This window comes from Serratia bockelmannii (assembly GCF_008011855.1).
GTDB classification, from domain to species: Bacteria; Pseudomonadota; Gammaproteobacteria; order Enterobacterales; family Enterobacteriaceae; genus Serratia; species Serratia bockelmannii.
The window spans coordinates 830,973-854,263 of the sequence record NZ_VOUX01000033.1 but is presented as its reverse complement, the minus strand read 5'-3'; the positions used below and the strand labels follow the sequence as shown (position 1 = coordinate 854,263).

2 protein-coding genes are annotated in these 23,291 nt (G+C 56.4%); both read left to right on the top strand.

The genetic code is table 11. The features are described 5' to 3' along the window. Positions 1-18 precede the first annotated feature (18 nt). Positions 19-7,149, top strand: a complete 7,131-nt coding sequence (locus FOT55_RS20505; RefSeq protein WP_147823941.1) for a non-ribosomal peptide synthetase — start codon at positions 19-21, stop codon at positions 7,147-7,149. Beyond that, the gene (locus tag FOT55_RS20500) at positions 7,149-23,195 is read left to right on the top strand and encodes a non-ribosomal peptide synthetase/type I polyketide synthase (protein WP_147823940.1); all 16,047 of its coding nucleotides are present in this window, start codon (positions 7,149-7,151) and stop codon (positions 23,193-23,195) included. Before FOT55_RS20505 ends, FOT55_RS20500 begins: the two co-directional genes overlap by 1 nt. The last annotated feature ends 96 nt before the right edge of the window (positions 23,196-23,291 follow it).

Sequence of the window (23,291 nt, the reverse complement as noted above, 5' to 3'; positions counted from 1 at the left end):
CCCAAAAGAGTAATATCCATGAAGATTCTGAACATTCTTGTCAACCACACCGTAGAACCGTTGCGCAGCCATATTGTCCGTTACTTGCTGGATGCCGGCCACTTTGTCTACTTAATCGGTCTGAGCGACGCTGAGCGAACGCGCTGGACAGGTTCGCAGCACAACCTCTTTTGCTATTCCGACGTTGGCGATCAGCGTATCGACTATGAGCTCTGTCTCGAAGAAAGCGCCTCGGTGAGAGGCCCCATCATCCGGTTAGCCGTTTTCGCCGATCGACAAAATGTGTTGTTCCAGATTCATGCTGAAGAAGACGGGAATATCAGGGCGTTAGCTGAGCGTGAGCTGCCGTGGCGGGAAGCCCGCCGAGCGTTGTCGCAGACGGTGTTGGGCGAGTTGTTCATCGATGGCGTGGTCATGCTCAGCCGTGAGGCGAAAGATCTGGATATTGCTCTGCCTGAAGGGCCAAACCGAGTTACGGATTGGCTGGTTGCCCAGCAGAGGGTACAGCAAGAGCAGCGAGCGCTGGAAAACGATGAACCGCGTTATGGCTGCTTCAACCTGAGGGATGAAGTGTCTGCCGTTAACGATGCTGCAGTGGTTCAACGGACCATCGATGGCGTTGCGCAGCCGCAACAGGCTTTGCTGTTGGCTTTCCAGTTGCAGTTTCTGCTCAACGCACGGCGGCCTGGGCTTTATGCTCTGCAATTGCAAGATAGGCAACGCAGCAGCAAAGTATTACGGTTACTCAACGGAACGGAAACATACGCCGAGCTCTCTCCTTGGTTAGTGCGGGTACTGCAGGGGGACCCGGCGAACCCATTCTACGAATCCCATCATGACGGCCGTTTTTTATCTGTGGTTGGTGTAGATGTCATCATGGATGAGGGGGATGTCGACGCGGCAGCGGCCCCGATCAGGATCGTATGGAACAGCACGCGCTGTACGCTCAGTTTGCAATTTTACGGCGAAAACCCCTTTTTCGACGTTGTAGCCGCAAATATCGATGAGTTTATGGCGGCGCTCGCCACATTCATGCGTAATGAAGGGGATATAGATGCGTTGACCGGCGTGTCTGAAAATAGCTACCAACGTTATTATGCGAAAATTAATGCCACGCAATGTGAATATCCGAGACAGACTATCGTCGGGATGTTTGAACAACAGGCAAGGGCGCTTAACGATCACCCTGCAGTGATAACGAAAAATGAAACGCTCAGTTATCGAATGCTGCAGCAACAGGCCAGTCGCCTGGCCGACTATCTGCAACGGCAATATGGGGTAGCGGCAGGCGACAAAATTGCCTTGATGATGCCGCGTGAGGCGGAGTTGGCAGTATGCCTGATGGCCGTGCTTAAGCTGGGATGCGCCTATGTTCCGATCGACAAAAATGCGCCCGTAGTGAGGACCTATTCTATTTTGGCCGATGCCCAGCCGGCGTTAATCATCGGTGCGCATGCTCAGTCAGCTGGCAGCCTGCCGCAAGGGCTGAGTTATTTGGATTGGCGTGAATATGCCGCTTCTCCTTTCGCTGGGGCCGACGGTTGCAACGAATTCCCCTCCCAGGCTGAGGCTTCAGCATTGGCCTATATTATTTACACCTCGGGAACGACAGGTAAGCCTAAAGGGGTTGCCGTAGAACATCGCAGCTTTGTGAATATCGCCAGCGATATTTCTCGACGCATGTCTGTGACGCATCAGGATCGTTTTCTGGCGATCACGACGTTGGCATTTGATATTTCAACTCTGGAAATATTTATGCCGCTCATGTTTGGCGCCACGGTGGTATTAACCGACCAGAAGACGTTGTTGGCGAATAATGACTTGCCGCACTTTATCGCGAGTCATTCCGTGAGCCTGATGCAGGGGACGCCTTCTTTTTGGCATCAGGTCGCGCAGCAATATGCCGAGACAACGCTACCCGTTCGGGCATTGTGCGGTGGGGAAGCGGTGCCGCATGCGGTGGCGCGTTGGTTGTCAGAAAACACCGAGCGTGCGTGGAATGTGTATGGGCCAACCGAAACGACGGTTTGGTCTACCGCGGATGAACTGTTGCCTGGGGTTGATAGCGTCACCATTGGGCGCCCGCTGGCGAATACCCAGTGCTTTATCTTGGACGAACGGCGGCGTTTACTTCCTCCCGGCGTGATCGGGGAAATGTATATTTCGGGGTTGGGCGTTGCGCGCGGTTACTACGGCAATGCGCGTCAGACGCAAGCAAGCTTTTTGCCGAACATATGTTCCAGCACGCCGTCAGCCTGGTTCGGTCGCATCATGTACAAGACGGGCGATCGCGTGCGTTGTTTGCCCGACGGCAGATTTGAATACCTCAGCCGATGGGATAACCAGATAAAATTGCGGGGACATCGGATCGAACTGGGTGAAATAGAGTCGGTTTTGCGAACCTACCCCGGGATGCAGCAGGTTGTTGTAAATTTACAGCCGGCCAAGGAAGAACAACAGGCGTTCCTGGTTGCCTATTATCAGGCCAAATCGCCGGTGGCACGCCAGCAACTGCAGGATTATCTGGTGACGCTGCTTCCGGACTACATGCTCCCCAGCGCTTATATGTACCTGCCTGAGATCCCCTTGAATATGAATGGCAAAGTGGATCGTAAAGCCTTGCCGCAGGTACAAGCGCAAGATAAAGCGCATTACGTAGCGCCGGGAAACGAGTTCCAGCGATGCCTGTGCCAGCTATTCCAGGATGTATTGGGGAGCGAAAGCGGACGAATCGGCATTACCGACGACTTTTTTGCTTTGGGAGGCAACAGCCTGTCGGCCATTCGCTTGGTAAATCGCATAAACGGTACGCTTCAGTGCGATCTGAAAGTTAAAGATATTTTCGAAAGAAAAAATGTGGCCAGGTTAACGCCATTGGTGGCCGCCGGGCGCGGCAGTTTTCTTTACCAAGACTACCAGATTGCACAATGTGATGAGACCCATCTGTACCATCCTTTCCCGCTGAATAATGTTCAGCAATCTTATTATCTGGGACGAATGAAAAGTTTCGATCTCAGCGAGGTCTCTACCCATATTTATAATGAATTTGTTTTCGACCATATTGATCACGAAAAATTGGAGCGTGCCTATAATCAACTTATTGCACGCCATCCTGCGTTGCGCACCGTATTTGAAGAGGGAGAACAGCGATTTTTAAGTGCGGCAGCGCATTACAAAATAGGCTACCACCCCCTGAGAAATGAAGACGAGCTATTGGCTTTGCGCGCCGAGTACTCGCACAAGGTTTACAAACCGGATTGTTATCCGCTGTTCGATATTTTCCTGAGCGAGTATCAAGGGAAATACCTTCTGCATGTCAGCTTTGATGCCATTATCATTGACATGACCAGTTTTGAAATATTATTCGGCGAGTGGATTGCGTTATATCACGACGAAAATCTGGCGCTGCCGCCGCTGGATATCAGCTACCGCGATTATCAGCTGCAGTACGAGCGCCTGCGCGGCAGCGCATTATTTGAGCGGGCGCAGCAATATTGGCTGCAGAAAATCGATGATTATACGCTGGAGGTCGGATTGCCGCTGGCCGCGCATCCCGCCAGGATCGATAAGCCGAGCTTCCGGCGTTTGTCTGCGACGATACCCATGTCGAGTTGGCAAAAGATCGTCGACAAATGCCAGCGCTTCAATATTAGTCCGACCGCTCTGATCCTTGAGCTCTACAGCAGAACGTTATGTTATTGGTCTGGTCAAGAGAGCCTTTGCCTTAATTTAACGCTGTTCAACCGTTTGCCGTTACATTCTCAGGTCGAGCAAATTATTGGCGATTTTACCGTTTTAAGCCTGTTCAATTACCAACGTCAAAATGGCGTTGCGATGAGCGAACAGCTATCGGCTATCCACCGCACCTTGCTTAATGACGTCGATAATAATTTATTTGACGGCATTGACGTACAGCGTTTGTTGAAACAGCGGCGGAATCTGCCCGCCAATACGGTTATCGCGCCGGTGGTGCTGACCAGCGTGCTTGGCATGAACAATAAAGCGAGCATGTTTGAATTGCCGCTTAATGAAGGATATCGCGGCGTTCAATACGCAATCTCCCAAACGTCTCAGGTGTGGCTCGACCATAAAGCCTACGAAAACGATGAAGGGTTCGTTGCCGAGTGGGATTATGTCGAACAATTGTTTGATGAGAAAACCATCAAGGCCATGCACGAAGGCTATTGTTCTCTGATTCGATGGGTGGCAGAACACGATTGGGAAACCATGTCATTCCCGCAGCCTGAACTGCCGGCGGAACATGCGGAAGCGGTCATGCGCTGGAATGCCACGCAAAGTACGGTGTCGGAGCAAACGCTGCACGGGTTGTTCCTTTCCAGTCTGGAAACGCCGCAAACGGCCGAGCGCATTGCGGTGATCGAAACCGAAGGCGAACGCCACTTTACCTACGCCAGGCTGGAACAGGACAGCAACACGCTGGGGCGTGCGCTATTGCGGCATACCAAGGGCGAAAAGGGACGTATTACCGCTATTCTGCTGGAGAAAGGGTATGCGCAGGCCGTCTCAACCCTTGGGATCATGAGAAGCGGCGGCGCTTATCTGCCGTTGCACATCGAATGGCCATGGGAGCGCATACGCGACATTCTGCAGCAAGCCCGGTGCGATATCTTGCTGCTCTCTGCTCAGCAGCGTCATGACCTGGCACATGAGCTGTCGGCGTTGCCTTCGGATATCACGATTTTGGTGTTCGACGAGATAGTGGCGCCGGCGCAGGAACGTGCGTCGACGGAGGTTGCCTGGCCGATCGTCAGGGCTGACGATCTGGCCTACATTATTTTTACCTCTGGCTCTACCGGTAAACCGAAAGGGGTAGCGATCGATCACCAGGGGGCGGTCAATACCATCCTGGCTGTTAACCAACGTTGGTCGGTCGGTCGGGAAGACCGGATACTGGCGCTGTCCGAGCTGAGCTTTGATCTGTCCGTTTACGATCTGTTTGGCTTGTTGGCCGTGGGGGGCGGTGTGGTGATCCCTTCCCAGCGTGAGACCAAAGCGCCGCAAGCTTGGGTGGCCGCGCTGCGCCGACATGACGTGACCCTCTGGAACTCGGTGCCGCAATTAGCGGGCCTGCTGGTTGACGAAGTCGAACCTGCGACGCAGGCGCTAACCCGGTTACGGCTGTTCCTGTTGAGCGGCGATTGGTTGCCGCTCAATTTGCCTCATCGCCTGAAAACCCAATCGCCAGACAGCAAGATGGTGAGCCTGGGGGGCGCGACGGAGGGCAGCATCTGGTCCATTTGGCATGAAATCGATCGGGTAGACGCGAGGTGGAAAAGCATTCCTTATGGCGTCGCCATGCCGAATCAACAGATGTGGGTGCTGGATGAGTGGGGGAGTGCTTGTCCTTTCGGCGTAACCGGAGAAATACATATCGGTGGGCTCGGCGTTGCTCAGGGATATTGGCAGGCTGAAACGCTGACTCGAGAACGCTTCATTTATCATCCAACCTATGGACGCCTGTACAAAACCGGCGATCTGGGTCGCTGGTCGGCGGAAGGCTATATCGAGTTCCTCGGCCGAAGAGATGCCCAGGTCAAGCTTAACGGTTATCGCGTGGAGCTGGAGGATATCGAGAATAACTTGAGCCAATTACCTGGGATCCGGCAGACGATCGTGCGGCTCAGCGAGGGTGACCTCATGGCTTACGTTGTTCCCGAGGCGCAACAGCCGGTGCCGCTCTATTTTGCTAACCGCGACGCATTCGTGCTTTCGCTGCCGGCGTTACGTCAAGATCTGCAACCTTCGCGAGCGATACCCTATCCGTTGGATGAAGCGGTTTACCGTGCCCGCAAGAGCACTCGCCAGTTTACCGCGGAGGCGTTATCCGCCGAAACCATCAGCAGTCTGTACGAAGCGCTGCCGGGGTGGTTGACGCAACAGATGGCGCAAGAGGGAAGCGCGCTGCCGCCTGCGTCTTTGGCCGGGCTGTTGGCCGTATGCGCCGCTTTCCGTTCGCCGCAGCGCGCGTTGCCAAAATATCGCTATCCTTCGGCCAGCAGCCTCTATGCGGTGCAAGTGTATCTCGGGCTCCCGGCGGCGATGGGAGAATATGCCGCGGGTTATTACTACTACCATCCGCTGGAACAGCATTTGTACCAGGCAGAAGCGTCGGGAGAACACACCGGGCCTTATCTGGACTTGGTGGTTCGGTGGGAAACCATCACCGCGTTATATGCCGAGCGCGCATTCGCTTTGGCGCAGATAGAAGTCGGCCACATGTTGGCCTTGCTGACTGAGCATCTCCAGTCTTTGGGCGTCGCTTATTACGTCAAGCCCGCTGACGCCGTTTCACCTGACGAGGGGGCATTAGCGTGTCGGATCCACCTCGGCGTTTGCGCCGTCACTTCACCACCGCAAGTCAGCGTCGATTTCAGCGTGATGGAAAACGAGGGGGGAACCTATGTCGCTCGCGCGTCAGGGCGACACTATTGCCTCGGTGAGACCTCCGTGCTGGCCGAATCATCAGACGTGTACGGGGTGTTGCAGTCGTCTCAGGTGTTGTTGCAGGTCCATGGCGCTAAGAACGCGTGCCATTATCAGGCCAGTGGCTGGATGATGCAGCGATTTGGCGCGCTCGCCGCCCAGCGGCGAATTGGCGGCTGCATTCTTGGCGTCACGCCGGCCGAGGACACGTTGTGCAGCATGGCGATAGGGTATGCGCGGGCCGAGGATGAACCGGTCTTTGACGTTCCTGCGCTCACTGTCTCGATGACCCAGGCGATCAGACGGCATTTGGCGCGTCGTTTGCCGGACTATATGTTGCCGCAGCACGTTACTTTGATCCCGGAAATCCCCTTGTCTAACAACGGTAAGGTCGATACATCACGCTTGCCGAAAGTCGTCAAGCACAGCGAATGTCTGGCTCCGCGCAGCGATGATGAGATACGGATGCGCCGACTTTGGGCGGAGCTTCTGGACAAGCGTGAAGAGCGAATCGGTTGTGACCAAAGCTTCTTCACTCAAGGGGGGAATTCGCTTCTGGCTATGCGACTGGTACGCAAGATCAACCTCGCGACGGGAACCGAGATGCGTCTGGAAGACCTCTACAACAACAATACGATTCAGGAAATGGCGGCGTGGGTCGCCGGGCAACCTTGTGGCAACGGCAGAGAAGAAGGGGCGCTGTAATGATGTTGACGGATTTATTGAACAACCTGAAAAAAAATAACATTTTATTGTGGGCTAAAGCGGACGATCGGTTGGGTTTTTCTGTCGACAAGGATATCGGCTTTGATGCCGATCTGAAGGCTGAAGTGGCGGCACGCAAAGACGAATTGTTGGCGCTGTTACAGGACAATGGCGTGACCAGCGAACAATCCGCGAAGGAAACGTCTTTTCTGAGGCTACCGCCAAGTAGCTGGCCACTTGCGCTGGACTCAATTCAGCAAGGCATGTATCTGCAAAGCGACATCGACGGCTTGCCGTATACCTATACGGTACCGTTGTTCATTGGATTGCCGCAGGTGGATATCGCGCGGTTGCGAAACGCGCTGCAAACCTTTTTACGGCATCAGCCCCTGTTGCGTCAGTCGATTGATAGCGATATGAAGCGCGTTTTTCTGGCGCCTGAGCAGTTTGCACTGGAAGTAGAAAGGATTTCCTGGTCCGAGCTGGAAAGTAAGAAACGGGCGTTGGCACAACAAATCTTCCCTATGCCGGAAGGGCAGTTTGCGCGCTTTGTGCTGCTGGTGCGGGCTGAGACGCAAGAGGCCGTTTTGGCGTGCGTTCACCATCATATGCTGTCTGATGCCCCTTCCGTCCAGCATTTTGCTCATCAACTGTTGAGTGCGTACGCCACACCGTCTGTATCGGCGCAGCCTGAAGCGGGGTACCTGGATTACTCCGCATATCAACAGTGGCGGGTGCGGCAAGATGATGTTCAGGCGTTCAGAACATCGTTGGCCGCCCGTTTGAATCAGGCGGAACCGCCGGCATTGCGACAGCGCCATCTCTCTGGCGTGGAGAATCGTGCCTTTGCCGTGCAGGCAGGATTGACGTCGGAGGTTGTCGAGCGTTTGACGCAGGCATGCGGCGAACGGGGACTGACGCTCTATTCTCTGTTGTTTACGACGTTCGCCCATGTATTACGGACCTTTAGCGGCCAGGACAGCGATTTCCCTATTGGACTGACAGTGATGAATCGCCCCGAGGCGTTCAGCCGAGCCATTGGGCCGTTTATCAGCACCCTGCCGGTTATCGCCGCATTGCGCGCAGACCAAAGCGTGTTGAGCAATGTCAAAAGCATTCAGCACGATATTTTGCAGTTGCAGGAACATCCGTGGGTGAACATTGGGCACTTGGCGCCGGAGATCGACGGTGGCGCGGTGCGCATCAATGAACTGGTTCAGCTGCTATTTACCTTCCATAACTTTGAAAACGGCGATATCGCCGTCCCCGGCGTGGAATATCGTCTGGAGTCTTATCCCGATCTGGCGGAAAAGTTTGGCATGTCCTTATTTGCCGCTCAACGAGACGGTCAAATCGATTTCACGTTAACCGCGGCGGAGAATCGTTACGAAGAGGACTACGTTCGCAATATTCTCGAGGCGTTAGTTTATGCGCTGGGCCAGTTTGATCGGCAATCCTGGGAGACGCCGCTTGAACAAATCGATTTAATCACGCCAGCCCAGCGTCGGCAGGTGCTGTCTGAATGGAATGACACGCGCTGCGATTATTCAGAAGATGAGCATATCGCGTCTTTATTGGAAGCGCAGGTAGCGCTGACGCCGGACAATATCGCCTGTGCGGATCGGCATCGGCAATTGACGTATCGCCAGTTGAATCTACAAGCCAATCAGTTGGCGGCCGCCTTATCGTCACGTGGGGTGGGGCATGGCGCCTGCGTTGCGCTGTGTCTGGATCGCAGCGTCGAGCTGTTGGTCGGTATTTGGGCGATCCTGAAATTGGGGGCCGCCTATTTGCCTGTCGACCCGGCATTCCCCGACGATCGTCTCGATTACATTCTACAGGATAGCCGGGCCGACGTAATTATCTGCCATCAGGCCTACCGACACCGGGTGGCGGCGCCAGGGCGGCGGCTGGTGGTGTTGGATGATGAATCGCTGCGCCACGAGCTTGAGTTGTTGAGCGATGAAAACATGGCGCGTCAGATATCACCGAACGATCTGGCCTATGTCATCTATACCTCCGGGACCACAGGGCAGCCCAAGGGCGTGATGTGCACGCACCGCGGTTTGATCAACCGTATCCAATGGATGAATAAATCCTATCCGCTGACGGCAGCCGATCGGGTGTTACAAAAAACGCCGTACATTTTTGACGTCTCCGTATGGGAACTGATTTGGGCCTCTCTTTACGGCGCCAACATCGTTTTTGCCGATCCGGATGGCCACAAGGACGCGGATTATCTGATTGAGCTGATCGAGCGCGAAACCATCACCGTATTGCATTTTGTGCCATCCATGCTGGCGGCTTTTACCGAGACATTACAGGGCATTCAACGCGATCGAAACGTCAGCTTGCCGAGCTTGCGCTACGTGTTCTGCAGCGGTGAAGAGCTCAAACTGACCCAGGTCAAAGGGATTAAGCAGTGTTTGCCTCATATCGCCCTGCACAATCTTTATGGGCCAACCGAAGCCTCCATCGATGTGCTGTATTTCGACTGTAACGATCCGGATATAGATAACGTCCTGATCGGGCGGCCGATTGATAACATGAAAGTGTTGGTCCTGGACAAAGGGCAGCGGCTTTTGCCGCCCGGTGCGGTGGGTGAACTCTACCTTTCCGGCGTCGGACTGGCGCGCGGCTATCTGAATAAAGCGGCGCTGACGGCGGAGAAATTCATCGTCAATCCGTATTGCACCGAATGGGATGAGCGGGCGGATGACTATGCCTGTTTGTATAAAACCGGTGATTTGGTGTATCAGCGGAATGATGGGCAAATCGTTTATGTTGGCCGCAATGATTTTCAGGTGAAAATGCGCGGATATCGCATTGAGTTGGGTGAAATCGCCCAGCGTCTCGAAGCGTTTGACTTGGTGCGCCAGGCGGTGGCGCTGGTTTATCAACAGCCCCATCCCCGCCTCGTGGCCTATTACACGGCGCAGGCACCGTTGCCGGAGGCGACGCTACAACACTTTCTTGCCGCCGCCTTGCCCGAGTACATGGTGCCGGAGACCTTTATCTGGTTGAAAGAATGGCCCGTCACGGTGAATGGCAAACTGGATCGGCGTGCGCTTCCTGAACCGTCTCTGCCGGTCGTACAGGAACGTGTCGCACCGCAGTCGGAGAGGGAAGCGCAGATCGCCGCCATTGTTGCGGAAATGATGGGGATCGATGAAGCGCATTTCAGCTGTGAGGCTAACCTGTATCAGTTGGGGCTGGACAGCATCATGGCGATCAAGCTGGTGAGCAAATTGCGCCAGGCGATGGGCGTATCGATCCGGGTGAAAGACGTGTTCGCCAGCAAAACCGTGCATGCACTCCATTTACGTCTCGCTCAGCATCAGCAGCAGGTGATGATTGAAGGCAAACGGGAGCAGGGCGTATTGGTTGGCGAGTTGCCGCTGCTGCCTGTCCAACGCTGGTTCTTTGACTGCGCATTCCCTTATCCGAGTTATTGGAACCAGGCGTTTCTGCTGGATGTGCCGGCGCTGGACGTCGAACGCCTGCGCGAAGCGCTGCACGCATTGATTCAACATCACGATGCGCTACGCCTGACGTTTACGTCTGAGGATTCGTCGCATTGGCGCCAAGGCTATCAACCGATGACGGACGCCATCGAACTGCGGTGTCATCATGTCGAACGCTCGGCACCGCAATGGCAAGAGGCCCTGTCCGCCGTGCTGACCGAATGGCAAAGCGATATCGATCTGGCCGACGGGCCGCTTTATCGTTTTGGTTATGTCACGGGGTTCGACGAGGGGCGAGCCCGTATTTTCTGCGCTTGCCACCATTTGGTGCTCGATAGCGTCAGCTGGGGCATTCTGGCCCGCGATCTGGCGAACGCCTACCACGGTGAAAGCCTTGGAGATAAGGGAACGAGTTATCGTCAGTGGACTGAGCACTTCGAGCAATATTGTGCCAATCACGCGGAAGAGGCGTCTTACTGGCGGGCCAGGATGGCGGACTACCGCCCCGTTGCGTTGCCGGCTGCGCGCGGCGCTACGATGGCATGCAGCCGCCTCGCGTTATCAATAAAAGTGACGCAGGCGCTGCAAACCGAGGGTTTACGTGCCTTCAATGCGAAAGTCGACGAATGTTTGCTGGCGTGTGCAGACGGCATGCTCGCTCACTGGTTTAACGGAGAGCTGACCCATGTCACCGTTGAAGGGCACGGACGCGAAGAGATTGATGCCGCTCTGGACGTTCATCGTTGCGTCGGGTGGTTCACGTCACTTTATCCCTGTGCGCTCTCATCCTCTCCCGATCCGGCAATGCGTTTGCAGGCGGCCAAAGCGCAACTGCGCGGCGTGCCTCATCAGGGCGTAGGATTTGGCGCTTTTGCCCGTGAGCTAGGGTTGCCGCTGCCCAATGTTTGTTTCAACTACCTGGGACAGCTGACTTCGCCGGATGAACAGGATTGGGCGCTGGTCATGTCGCCGGTCGGTGAGACGCGCCATCCTGACAACGGCTTGCCTTTCGGTATTACGCTCTTTAGCTACATAGAGCAAGGTCGGTTGCAGCTCGAAGTCGTCAGCGGTCTGTCCGGTGAGCAAAATCAACAGTTGCTGGAGGCCTGGGAGGCGGCTATAGACACGCTGATAGCGTGCTGTGAACGGCAGGGAAGAACCCAATACGGCCTTGGCGATTTCATCAATGTTGCGGATGAACGCGACTTACAGCATTTACCTCTGCAGGGCGGTGCCGAAAACGGCGACTGCTTTGCCATGACCGAGATTCAGAAAGCCTATCTGGTTGGGCGCTTTGAAAACTATGAGATCGGCAACGTCGCCAACCACATCTACAACGAGTTCGTGTATCCGCGCCTTGATGACGAACGTCTGGAGCTGGCGATTAACCGATTGATCGCCCTCTGTCCGGTGCTGCGCACCGTGTATGACGCGGAAAGCATGACTCAGCGCTTCATTTCGGTGTCGCAGGCCGGCCATTATGCCTTGGCGGTGAATGACCTGCGCCTCGACGATGAGGCTACCGCGCTGGCGCGCGTGCGCAAGCGTCTGTCCCATCAGGTCTATCAGGTCGACCGTTTCCCGTTGTTCACTTTTGAAATCAGCCGGCTGCGCGATCGCGACGTGCTGCATATCAGTCTCGATCTGATTTTGCTGGATGTGCAAAGCCGTCTGGCGCTGTATCAACTGCTTAATGCGCTGTATCGGGGAAATGTCTTGCCGCCGCTGGCAACCGTGAACTTCAAAGACTACCAGGAGCATCTGGCCCATCTGAAGGCTTCCCGTTGGTATCAACGAGATTGCGCTTATTGGCAGGACAAGCTGGCCGATATGCCGCTGCGGCCAAACTTACCGCTCAAGGTGCCGTCGGCCACGGTTGAACACCCGCGCTTTGCAGAGCATACGCTATATATAGACAAACAAATTTGGCAGGATTTCAAACGGCAAGCGCAGCATTATCAGGTCTCATACTCGTCGGTATTGCTGAGCCTCTATGGCTACCTCATCGCGCGATATTCCGGCAACAGCGAGTTTCTCATTACCATGACGCTGTTCAACCGCTACGCGGTTTGCGAGGACGTAAACGACATTTTGGGTGATTTTACCTCGACCAACCTGTTCCACTTTCGCGATGCCGGCGAGGATCTGTTCACCACCATCGAGACGACGCATAAGCGCATGTGGGACGACATTCAGCATGCGTTGTACAGTGGGTTGGATGTGCAGCGCGATCTGGTGAAACTGCACGGCCTGGATCGCCATTCGGCGGTGTCGCCGTTGGTCTTCACTGGCGTCGTAGGGCAACAAACCGGCGATTGGGATAAACAGGCGTATCTGGAAGACAGCGAGGTGCGCGAGCAGCGATATTGGTGTGCGCAAACCTCTCAGGCTTGGATCGACCTGCAGGCTATTGAAGTCGATGGCCGCTTTATGAGCAAGTGGCTTTATGTCGACCAGCTGTTTGATGAAGAAACCATTGCGCATCTGAATCGCGCCTATTGCCGTCTGATCTCGCTATTAGCGCAGCAGCCTTGGGAAACGCCGGTGGGATGCGAAAACTATTTGCCTGAAGCGCAAAGAGAAATGATGCAGCGGGCAAATGCCGTCACTCAGCCTCTCAGTGAAGAAACCCTGTTCAGCGCGTTCGATCTGTTGGCGACGCAAGCACGGCATCGAGAAACGATCGCGGTGTATGACGGGGAAGCGGCGATCGGCATGACCTATGGCCAATTGAAACAAGACAGCGATGCGTTGGCGCAGCAGGGGATGGGCTCATCTGCGCCGCTGATTGCCGTATTGGCGGAAAAAAGCTACGCCCAGGTCTGTGCCTGTCTGGCGATCATGAAGGCCGGCAAGGGCTATCTACCGTTGCATGTCGAGTGGCCGGCGGGGCGCATCGCCGATATTTTACAACAGGCCGGTGTAGAACAGCTCTGGCTGACCCGGGCACAGTCGGCGCGTGCGGATATCCGGACACTGAGCGAAGCGGGTTATCAACTGCTGGTCATCGAGGATATGCTGGATGAGGCGACCGCTTTGCCACCGTGTTTCGGCTTGCCGCACGTCAGCGCCGCCGATGTGGCCTATGTCATTTTCACTTCCGGTTCCACCGGGCGGCCAAAAGGGGTCACCATCGATCACCGTGGCGCAGTGAATACGCTGCAAGCGGTAAATCGACGCCTCTCGCTGACCGCTGAAGATGCCCTGTTCGCGCTGTCTGAATTGAGCTTCGATCTCTCCGTCTATGACATCTTCGGCGCGCTTAGCGTCGGTGCGGAGATCGTCTTACCGGCTCAAGAGAGCGTAAAAGATCCGGAGCGGTGGTTGCCGCTGCTTGCTGAGCGTGAAGTCACCGTCTGGAACAGCGTTCCACAGCTTGCCGGGCTGCTGGCCGATGCCGTGGCACGGCAGGGATGCTCACTGCCAAGGCTGCGCGCATTTTTAATGAGCGGTGATTGGATCCCGCTGAATCTGCCGGAGACGTTGCGCACACTTTGGCCGCACGCTGACTGCATCAGCCTGGGCGGGGCGACCGAGGGCAGCATTTGGTCCGTTTGGTACCCGATAGAGGCGATCGATCCGGCCTGGCGCTCCATCCCTTATGGCACCGCGATGCCTCATCAGGCGCTTTATGTTTTGGATCCGCAGGGACAGATGTGTCCGGTTGGCGTGACCGGTGAGCTCTATCTTGGCGGGATGGGGGTGGCATTAAATTATTGGCGAAATCCACAGCTCACGGCGGAGCGTTTCATTTCGCACCCTCGTCACGGACGTCTCTACAAGACGGGCGATTTAGGGCGCTGGCATGCGGCAGGTTATGTCGAATTCCTGGGGCGCAACGACTTCCAGGTCAAGCTGCGCGGGCATCGCATTGAGCTCGGGGAGATTGAAAGCCGGCTTCTGCAATGCGGCGGGATCCACCAGGCCGTGGCACTGGTGATGGCGCAGCCGGCACCGATGCTGGTGGCTTATTACGTCGGCGAAGCGAACGCTGACGAGAAAATGCTCCGTTCGCGACTGGCTGAACAATTGCCGGAGTATATGGTACCGGCGCATCTTATCGCTTTGGATGCCTTGCCGCTGACGGCGAATGGCAAACTGGATCGCAACGCCTTGCCGCTACCCGCAGCCGAAGAGCAGGCGACTTATTGCCCGCCGCGTGACGACCGTGAACATCAACTGTGTCGGCTGTGGGGCGAGATCCTGCACGTGCCGGCGGATGAACTCAGTACCCAGGCGGATTTGTTCCAGTTGGGCATCGACAGTATCGCCAGTATCCAAATGGCGGGGCGGTTAAGGCGCGAATTGCAGCTGGATGTCACGCTGAAAGAGTTGCTGACGTATCGCACCATCGCATCGTTCTACGACACTCTGCTCGGCCGTCAAACCGTTGGCGGCATCCAGACCGTGCAGCGCGAAACAGGGGCCTTGAGCGGCACAGTTCCGCTGCTGCCCATCCAGCAATGGTTCCTGGCACATGATCTGCCGCATCCGCAGCAGTGGAACCAGTACGGGCTGTTGGTGGCGCCTGGCATGACAATGGCCCGTCTGCAATGCCTGTTGCCGCGCCTCGTGGCGCAGCACGACGCGTTCAATCTGCGCTTCGAAAAAGATACCCAGGGAGAATGGCGCCAATGCTACCAGCCGCAGGCTGCGCTGCCGCCATGCCACGCTTTGGACATTCGCGCATTGTCGCTGCCGGAAGACCACCCGGATTTTGACGCCGCGCTGTTGCAGCGTTTTGCCGACTGGCAGCAGGCGTTCGATCTGCAGAGCGGGCCTTTGGCCGCGTTCGCCGTTCTTGAAGGGTACGCGGACGGCAAGGCCAGGGTGTTCGTCGCTTGCCATCACCTGATTGTCGATGCGGTCAGTCTGCAGGTGATCGTCGACGATTTACGACGCCTGAGCCAAGAGGAAACGCTGCCGGAGAAGGCCAGCAGCTATCGCCAATGGGTGAACCATCTGCGGCAACGTGCGCAAATTACCTCTCATGAACGTGAAGAGTGGCTGGGGCAATTGCCGGGCAGCGAAGTTCATGCGTTGCAAGCGCTGGGCGGAACCGCGACGACGCGTCATGCCCTTGCGTGGGGGGAAGGGCCATCCTGTCGCTTGATGCAGCACCTCGCCATGTTCGGCATGCAGCCGCAGGACATGGTGGCCTGGGCGGTTGGCCGCGTTTTGCATGATTTGACCGGACAAACCGCCTTTAGCCTATGGTTTGAGGGGCACGGTCGGCAAGCGGATGAGCGAACGCTGGATATCTCCAGGACGATGGGCTGGTTCACCAGTCGTTATCCCGTGCGCTTTAGCTATCAACGCGATGCCAGGGAGCATTTGCTCGCGGTGAAAAATAATCTGAGACGTTGGTCGCAGCGGGCGGAAAACTTCGGTGTCCTGTGTGGTTTGCCCGTGGTGAAAGAGGACGGCATCAGCATCAACTACCTGGGCAAGATGGAGGCGGCGGGAGACTGGGCGCTGGATCACCACTTTGTGGGGCTGCATCGCCATGCCTCCCAGGAAGGGACGCATCTGATCGATATCGTCGTGTTGAACGTTGGCGATCGTCTTGAATTGCGGGTCGAAAGCCGGCTGCGGGAGCATGACGCGGCCTGGTTGACGCAGCGGCTTATTCGAGAGTTGGAAGATGGCCTGGTATCAATGAATTGGCCATCCTGGCGTTGGTTAACCGAATCGGATGTCGATTTCGCCCTCCCGCAACCCCATCTGGATCGGCTGCAACATGCGCAGGCGGTTGATGCGGTCTTCATGGCCAATAGTCTGCAGCAAGGGATGTTGCACCATTCGCTGGCATTTGGCGACGCCGATCGGGTGTATCGCGTGGCTACGCGCTGGGATTATCACTGTGCGATCGAGCCCGAGACGTTCAAGCGGGCGTGGCAATGGGTGCAACAGCAGTTCTCCTGCCTGCGGTTGCGGTTCGATTGGCGCGGTGAAATCGTGCAGGTCGTGGATCATGAAGGGCGCTTCCCTTGGCACGTCCATGACATCAGCCATCTGTCGCCTGAAGAGCGGGAACACGCCTTGCACAGGCTGCAGGAAAGTGAGCAGCAGGCCAGCTTCGATCTCCAACAAAGCGGACTGTACCGTGTCTGCCTGGTCAAACTGGCGGATGATCACTTCGCTTGCCTGTTCTGTGTACATCACGCCATCCTCGATGGTTGGAGCAGTCCGCTGCTGGTGGGGGCGCTGCATGACGCTTACCTGGCGTTTTCTCACGGACGTGAGCCGGCGGACAGACCGGATCTCTTTGCTTCAGTGCAGCGCTACATTCAACGGCATCGCGATAGGGACACGGATTTCTGGCGCGACTACCTGAGCTCGGTCGACACCTCGCCGGATCTGAGCGGATGGCGCCGTCCGGATGCGGAGTCATCGGCGTTAGCAGCCATTAAGAGCGTCTCTGCTGCAGGGATTTGCCGCTGTGAACTGAGCGCCGAAGAGCGCCGGTGCGCGCTCGAAGCTGCCCAGCGCCAAGGCATGACCCTGAACGCCTTGCTGCAATACGCCTGGCACAAGGTGCTCGCACTCTACTCCGGTGCTGCCGTGACCGTGGTGGGCACCGTGGTGGCGGGAAGGATGCTGCCGTTGAATGGTATCGAAAACACGCTGGGCATGTTCCTCAATACGCTACCGTTGAAGGTGGAGCATCAAAGCGATGTGCCTCTGATTCAGCAGGCACATCGGTTGCAGCAAGATATTAATGAAGCCAATACCCGATGCCTGGTCGATCTGGCTCATCTGCAGCCTGCGGGCCAGCGCCTGTTTGACTCGTTGTTCATTTATGAAAATTACCCGCAGCCTGATGAAGACCGCCACCGCGAACTGCGTCATCAATTCGTCGGTCGCAATGAGCAGAGGGATTATCCATTGGTCGTCAGCGTGGAGGAGGAGCCGGACGTTCTGCTGATTAAGCTGGAATATGCGGCGGAGTACTTTGATGCGGCGATGATGCGGCAAGCGATGGCACTGTTAAAGGACATCGTCGGCCACATGGCGAAAGACGCGAGTACGGAGACGGTGGCGATAGCTCCGGTTTATTGTGAGCCGGAGCAACCCTTGTTGCTTCCTGCGCCGGGGAATGCCGCCACCTTATCGCAGGTGTTGGCGCACTACGCATGCAGCCGGTCAGACGCTCCGGCGCTGAGTGACGGCGAGCGCAGCTGGAGCTACGCCCAGCTTGACGCAGAAGTGACGCAACTCGCCAATCTCATCGCCGGCCGCCTTGAGAAGACGCCGCACGCGCCTATTGCCTTGCGACTGCACAGCAAAGTCTTGACGGTCATGGCCTTGTTGGCGATAGGACGACTGGGCGCAGCTTATGTGCCGCTGGACAAAGACTATCCGCAGGAGCGTATCGATTTCATTCTGCGTGACAGCCAGGCTATCGCCGTATTGACGATGTCTGGGGATGAAGGGGCCGAGTACGGTATTCCGTCTATTCCCTTGTTCGGCACCGCGGGAGAAGCGCTGTGGCGCAAACAGGCCACGATGCCGACGTTCACACCTGCGGCGGAGAAGACCGCCTACATACTTTACACGTCCGGCACGACGGGTAAACCCAAAGGGGTTAGCGTGGGGCATGGGGCGCTGCTCGCCACATTGCGAGGTTTCTGGCAGCAGTACTTCCAGGGCAGGGAAGCGCTGAAAACGTACAGTATGACCAACCCCGTTTTCGACATTTTCGGTCTTGAATACGGTTTGCCGTTATTGAGCGGCGGCTGCGTTACCTTGGGAACTCACCATGTCACTGGGCTGGATTGCCGTAAGTTCGATTTCATCCAGTCAACGCCCAGCATGCTGGAAATTGTCCTACCGGTATTGCAGGGGGACGAGGAATGTTTACTTCTGGTCGGCGGTGAAAAGCTTGAGCCGCATTTGGCGCAGAAGGCCCTGGCTGTTTTCACGGGGCTCGTCAATGTCTACGGTCCGACGGAAACCTGCATTTGGTCAACCGGTAAACATTATCGGCGTGCCGCGACGGATCGCGTTTTAACGATAGGCCGCCCTTTGCCGGGAGAACGTTGTCTGGTGTTGGACCCGGCCGGCAGACCTTTGCCTGTCGGGGCCATCGGCGAGCTCTATATCGGGGGCAGCGGCGTGGCCGAGGGTTATCACAACCAGCCTGAGCTGACCGCCTCACGCTTTGTCTCACTGTCGTTTGCTGAGGGGATATGGTATCGCAGCGGCGATCGCGCACGCATTTTGCCAAATCGTGAAATAGCATTCCTTGGGCGGCAGGATCAGCAAGTCAAGTTGCACGGCCATCGTATTGAGAAGGGCGAGATTGAGCAGGTTATATTGCAGCACGAGTCGATCTTGCAGGTTACCGTGCAAATATGCCAAGTGGCGGGGGATGGGAACGTCGGTCAGGCGTTGGTTGCCTATTATGTGGCGCAGGGCGAAATTAACGCCGGGCAGTTGAATGAACACGTCGGTCGACAACTGCCGGATTATATGGTGCCTGCCTATTGGATTGCGTTGTCTGCCTTGCCGCTGAACGCTAACGGCAAACTGGATGTGCGTGCGTTGCCGTCGGTTGACGCCGGTGAGGCATCTCCAGCGGCGCAGAGCGAAATCGCTACGCCGCTGGTGAAGCAGTTGCAGGTTATCTGGCAAGAATTGCTCGGTTGCGAGGCGGTGGGCGTCAATACCTCGTTCTTTGAACTGGGTGGGAACTCCATCATGTTGACCCGGTTCTATGGCATGTTACCCGACCAGGTTCAGCAAAAAATCGGTCTGATAGATCTCTTCCGTCTGCCGACCATTGCCCGCATTGCCGCGCATATCGAAGGTCGCCAACATGAAGCGGCGCCGGCACCGACGACTGGACCGATCAATGCCCGGGACGATATCGCCATTGTGGGGATGGCGGGCCGTTTCCCAGGCGCGCAAACGCTGGCGGCATTCTGGCAACGGTTATGCGATGGCGAGGCGTTTATTACGCATTACTCGCGCGAGGCGCTGGCGGCATCGGTTGACTCCGCACTGCTGGATCATCCGCATTATGTTCGCGCCCAGGGGATGCTCGACGATATCGATCGCTTTGACGCCGATTTCTTCGGCTGTACGGCTCAGGAAGCGCGTCTGATGGATCCGCAGCAGCGAATTTTCCTGGAATGCGCCTGGCATGCTTTGGAAGATGCGAACTGCGATCCGCAGCGCTTTGCCGGTGATATCGGCGTCTATGCGGCCATCGGCAACAGCAACTACGAAAGAGACGTTGTTCTACCGAACATGCCGCAGGCTGATTTGATCGATCATTACCAGTTGATGATTCATAACCAATCCCACTTCCTGGCGACAAAAACGGCGTACAAGTTGAATTTGACCGGGCCGGCGATGACGATCCAAACGGCTTGTTCATCCTCGCTGGTCGCTGTTCATCAGGCTTGTCGCGCCTTGCAGGCGGGCGACTGTCAGGTCGCATTGGCAGGCGGTATCTCCATTGGTCAATTAGCGCGCGGTGGTTACCTGTACCAGCCAGGGATGATCTTCTCACCTGATGGTCACTGCCGTCCGTTTGATGCGCAAGCGGCGGGAACCATTGAAGGACAAGGGGTAGGTATTGTCGTGCTGAAACCTTTGGCGCAAGCGCTGGCGGACGGTGATGCTGTGTATGCCGTTGTGAAAGGGTCGGCCGTAAATAATGACGGGCGGGATAAAATGGGATTCACTGCGCCAAGCGAGAGCCGTCAACAGGCGGTGATTGCCAAGGCATTGGCCGATGCCGATGTCACGCCGGCGGACATTTCCTATGTCGAAGCGCACGGCACCGGCACGCCATTGGGCGACCCTATTGAAATTGCCGGGTTGAAAGCGGCCTTCGCCGGACAACAGGCGGAACACGCCTGCGCAATCGGCTCGGTGAAAAGTAACCTGGGGCATTTGGATGTCGCGGCAGGCATAGCCGGCTTGATTAAAACGGCGTTGTGCCTGCAGCATCGAACGTTAGTTCCCACGCTACATATGCAGCGTGAGAATCCGGCATTAAAACTGGCTGAAGGGCCGTTTTATGTGAATGTTGAAACCCGCAACTGGGAAAGCGCCACAGGGCTCCGCACCGCCGGCGTCAGCGCTTTCGGCATTGGCGGCACCAACGCGCACGTTATCCTTCAGCAGGCGCCGAACACGCCGACAACCGCACCTCGGTCCGCTCAGCGCAATATGCTGTGCGTTTCTGCGGCGGATGACGCAGCTCTCGAACGGATGAGTGAAGCTTTGGCCGATCATTTGGCAACGCATCCTGAGCATTCGATGGAGGCGGTTGGCTATGCCCTGATGGCGCAGCGACACCGCTATGCATGCCAACGGTGGGTATCCGGAGATTCACGGGAAGCGGTCGTCGCGCGGTTGCGCGAGAAGGGCGAAACGATGGCCCGACCTGCGTTCGAGGCGCAGGTGGCCTTTATGTTCCCGGGCCAGGGCGCACAATTCGTCGGCATGACACAGGCGTTATATGACGCCGAACCGCAATTCCGAGTGGAGGTCGATCGTTGCCTCGCATTGCTCGAGCCGATGATGGGCGGTGAAATAACGCGGGAAGACGTATTGGCGAACGGGGAGAGCGTACACCACACCGCAATCACTCAAGTGGCGCTGTTTGTGTATGAATATGCGTTGGCGCAGTGGTATCGCTTCCTCGGTGTTGAGCCGACGGTGATGATTGGTCATAGCCTGGGCGAATATGTTGCCGCATGTATCGCCGGCGTATTTTCACTGGAGGATGCGCTCAAGTTGATGCTCAAACGCGGTGCGCTATTGGCGCACACCGCACCGGGGGCGATGCTGGCTATCAAACAGTCGGCGGAGGGCGTAAGCGAACAGGCTGCCGCGTTGGGCGTCGATATCGCCGTCGTTAATGATTCGGGAAGCTGTGTCATTTCCGGCGCGGCGTCGGCAATCGCCTCTTTGCAGGCGAGCTTGATCGCCCAAGGGGTATCTTGCCATCCGGTTAAGGTTTCGCACGCGTTCCATTCGCGTTTATTGGAGCCTGTGTTGGCAGAGTTTAAGGCCGCGCTGCAAGAAATTGCCTTCAACGAGCCGCAGTTACCGTTTATCTCCAATTTGACCGGCCAGTGGGCAACGGCGGAACAGGTTTGTCAGCCCGAATATTGGGTGCAGCACCTGCGGCATACGGTGCAATATGACGCCGGCCTGCGTACCTTGCTTGAACGCCGTGCCGATGACAACTGGGTATTGCTGGAAGTAGGGCCGCGTCAAATTCTGAGTACGTTGGCGTCGCGCCATCCGGCATTGGGGAATGCGGCCGTTGTCGTTTCTTCACCGCGCAACGCTACGGATGAGCGGCAGGCTGCGCAGATGCTGTGGCGTTCCGTTGGCGTGCTGCATATGTCAGGTGTGGAAATCAACCAGGAGCGTTTCTGGCGGTGTACGGGGCAAGCGTCTTTGCGTCTACCGGCATATCCTTTCGCGCCTCAGCGGCATTGGTTCGGTGTGATGAATTCACCCGCTCATTCGCGGCCGGCCCCGGTTCCGGCGGAGGCAGCCGTGCACCAAGGAGATATGCAACAACGGGTGGCAATGTTGTTCAACGAGGTTCTGGGGTGTGAGTCGGTCGATCCACAGCGCGGGTTCTTCGAACTGGGCGGCGACTCGCTGAGCGCATTGCAACTGATTGGCCGCCTGCAAAAAATGACCGGTATACGTCTTGAGCTTATGGCCATGGAACAGCCGAGCGTCGTGCAAATAGCGCAATCGCTAGAGGCTCATGCGACAGCGAAGCCTCAGGGCGAAAGCGGTTTGGTGAAGCTGCGCGACGGTGAGGATGAGGGGATGATGCCACTTGTGTTGATCCACCCCATCGGCGGCGACATCTATTTCTACCGGGAGTTGGCTCAATGCTTGGGAAGCAGCAGAACGATTTATGCCATACGTTCACCTCTGCTCAATGGCTCGGGCGCCTTCGAGAGCATCGAACAATTGGCGGGAGAGTATCTGGCTTTGCTGAAGCCGCATCTTGAACGAGGCGAATGTTGCCTGGCCGGTTCTTCGTTCGGCGGTATTATCGCGTTTGAAATGGCGCGGCAGTACCAAGAGGGAAAACATGTGTCTCTGCCGGTAGTGATGATTGATTCCCCAGGACAGGGAAATCTGCCTGCGGCCATGACGGATGAACAGATTTTGGACTACCTGCTTTCATTTGGCCTGGTGTCACTGGACATTGATTGGGATGCCTGGAAGGCGATGACCCAAATGGCGGATAAAATCCATTATTTATCTGAGATCACCAAAGGAACTGCGGCCGAAACGCTCTTTTCCTCGGCGTTCTTACCTCGTTACTTGAGCACCTGGCAACGGCATAACGTGATGATGCAGCGTTACCACCCGCATGCGTTGATGAGTGATGTGCTGTTTTTCTCTCACCGCGAGGTGATTGCAGATTTTCCTGAAAATCAAAGCAAGTTCTGGCATCCCTGGGTGTTGGGCCGCTTCGAGGTGCAGGTAATTCCGGGGAACCACCTGACGATGAACGCGGGAGAAGGCGCGGCAATGATGGCGGAAAAAATGACTTCGTGGTTAGGGCATTGGACGCTGGCTTGATGGCGCAGCGTGTTCGCTATACCTGAGGGGAAATCAGCGGGATAAACTATCCCGCTGATCCCGCTACGGTATTGATTTTGATTACGCCGCTCCCGT